Raw genomic sequence first — 2,408 nt, 5'->3', positions numbered from 1 at the left:
AAACAGAGATGACTCAATTTTCATTATTCGGATTCTTCATAAAAGCATGGATGTTGAGTCGCAGCTTGAAAAACCATAACGCCCGGCTTTGGGGCGGGCTTGGAGCCGCGAAGCGGCGGGAAAGGCCGTCCCAGCCCCGAAGGGGCGACAACAGCCGTTTGTTATGTGATTTGAAGGCAAGACTAGGCACCGGCTAGAACCATATCTTTGATCTTTACCGCTTTTTCGAAGTGATCCAATTTGTGAGTTTCTATCCACCACCGAGCCGCTTCCATGAGAACCTCTGGCTGATCGTTTTTATTCCTGAAGAACGCGTAAAACGACAATCCCACCGTCGCGCCCTTTTTCTCTATTTTTAGATCACATACTTCGACAATCTTTTCTCTAAGTTCTTTCCGCAAAGCAGTATTCCTTTTTTGGGTTGATCACATAACGCCCAAATCAGCGGTGCGAAGCATCCGCTGCCTTTGTTTGTTATGCCTATTAACGGTTGGGGTATGGATCCTGTGGTGCATCACCTTGTCCACTCAAAATATGCCAGCAGTTTTTAGTATGAGTGGACGATTTATGATTGGGGCATGGAGGCAAAGACGTTTTTGACTGATTAGAATATTTATGTCCACAATCTCCGCACTCATAAGTTCCGGCAGAAACATCACTTCCATAGGGAACACATTTTTTTTGAACCATTTTTTAAATCCTCGTTGTTTTTTTGAATTCCATCTCTCGATGGCATTGGTGATTGCTTACTACTTGTGCGGCATAACGCCCGGCTCACCGAGCAAATTTTTGATGGCGGCTTTTGTGCAAATCTTTGCACAAAAGGTGACAGCGGAAATATGTCCGGTGCAGCCGTTTGTTATGCAATAATTCTCTGACTCATCAGTTGGGCACCTTCACCGTAGCTAGAGCAGACTTCTTGATGCTCTATGAGCGAGAATCCCTGCTTTTGCCAAAACTTCAAAGAATCCTGTACTGAAACCAATCGAACCTGCTGAAAGCCCAATTCTTTAACCTTCTGAAGCAAATGCACCACCATCTTCCTACCAACCCCCTCACCTGAAGCCTCTTTTGAAATTGCCAAGTCATGCAGGAAAATTAGCGATCCCTCTGTACCAGCAGGGAGGGTCTGAAAGAGCTTTGGAGGTGCTTCACTATCCCAAGAATGTGCCAATAAGTACCCAACAACTTTTCCTGCTTTTTCATACACGAAGCAACACTCTGGTGAACGCAACCATTTACTTTTCAGAACATCCACGCTTTCAGGTTCGACCTGGGAATATGCTTCAGCTTGAATCTTTGCTATTCCTGACCAGCTCGTGTCATCTATTGGCTTGATTGACATCCTAGAAACCTTAATAAACTGTGCGGTATACCCGCATCTTGTGCATAACGCCGCGCTCTGCGGTAAATTTGAAGCGCAGCGGAAAATTTGTCCGACAGCAGCGCTTTGTTAGCTGTATTTACATCATTCGTAGATTGCACGTGAGAATTCCCTGATATTACTGTGCGACCTTTTCAGCAAATCAAGGACATCTATATCTGTACCCTTAATCACAAATTTAACCCACTCGTATTTTCTTTCTACCGAGACTGAGTGACCTTGCTGCAAGTCACTTACGGCTTTATCAGCAGTAAGTACATAGTCTTCTGGCATTTTTATACCATTGATAGTGGCGCTACCCATATATATCTTCCCTGTGCCATCAACAGCCGCAGCACCTCCACCTAACATCGTCATTGACTCTGGGCTATTTATTCTGGTTTGCTCTTGCAATTGATCATGCTTGTGGTCATTTGTCACTTTACACAAGTGAATCAACCACCGATCACCACATGTGTACGGTTGTATAGATTCAATTTTATCCCTGAATTTATTTTCTAAATCCGGTAAATTTTGGTTTAAAGATTTTGTGAATATACTTTTGTCTTTGCCGTACGGAAAATATACATTTCTTGGAGTTTTAGATGAGCCAGTAAATTCTGATAAATCCTGAGCAATATACTCAAGTGAACTTCTCAAATGCTCCAAGCAACTTTTAACCTTTGGTTTGGCAACCCCTACAATATCCTCTGTCTTCTCGGCATTGCGATATATACCATCAATAACAGCGAGAAGCTCCTCTGACTCTGCTATCAACTCATTGACGCTAGATTCTCTGTTCAATAGTTTTCTCCTTCGCCTGCAAAGACAGCTAACGCCGAAGCGCACCGGTGACTTTGGCGTAGCGAAGCGGGGACAAAGGCATCCGAGTGACGCGCCTGGTTAGCTGTTCCCAAGCATGTACGCCCGAAGCTGTCGCTCCTCTCGCATAACATAGAGAATGAGAACTCGCTGATCATCCTCACGATAAAAAATGCGACACGGTGGAACCACTACCTCCCTGTATACTGAATTAGGGAGTTCT

4 protein-coding genes are annotated in these 2,408 nt (G+C 44.4%); 1 reads left to right on the top strand and 3 read right to left on the bottom strand.

The window, feature by feature from the left end; translation table 11 throughout:
• On the top strand, positions 1 to 197 hold a 197-nt coding region (locus tag H571_RS15975; RefSeq protein ID WP_211219737.1), incomplete at its 5' end, for a hypothetical protein.
• Here the strand turns inward: H571_RS15975 and H571_RS16055 are convergent.
• The 3 genes from H571_RS16055 to H571_RS15340 form a co-directional block, all read right to left on the bottom strand.
• Complete coding sequence (locus tag H571_RS16055) at positions 183 to 401, bottom strand: DUF6500 family protein (RefSeq protein WP_027847522.1); 219 nt, start codon at positions 399 to 401, stop codon at positions 183 to 185. The two genes, H571_RS15975 and H571_RS16055, sit on opposite strands and share 15 nt — an antisense overlap.
• A gap of 458 nt (positions 402 to 859) precedes the next feature.
• Positions 860 to 1,345: a GNAT family N-acetyltransferase gene (locus tag H571_RS0100055; protein ID WP_027847521.1), complete on the bottom strand. Its 486-nt coding sequence runs from the start codon at positions 1,343 to 1,345 to the stop codon at positions 860 to 862.
• 123 nt (positions 1,346 to 1,468) lie between these two features.
• Positions 1,469 to 2,167 (bottom strand): hypothetical protein, encoded by a 699-nt coding sequence (locus H571_RS15340; protein ID WP_051168016.1) that lies wholly within the window; start codon positions 2,165 to 2,167, stop codon positions 1,469 to 1,471.
• Between the last annotated feature and the right edge of the window lie 241 nt (positions 2,168 to 2,408).

The sequence above is a fragment of the Marinospirillum minutulum DSM 6287 genome (assembly GCF_000422325.1).
In the GTDB taxonomy this organism is placed as follows: domain Bacteria; phylum Pseudomonadota; class Gammaproteobacteria; order Pseudomonadales; family Halomonadaceae; genus Marinospirillum; species Marinospirillum minutulum.
This window is presented reverse-complemented; position numbering and strand designations above follow the sequence as displayed.

What these genes read in the sequence shown, in the direction of transcription:
- H571_RS0100055 (WP_027847521.1), bottom strand. Translation starts at nt 1,345, where the DNA reads ATGTCAATCAAGCCAATAGATGACACGAGCTGGTCAGGAATAGCAAAG.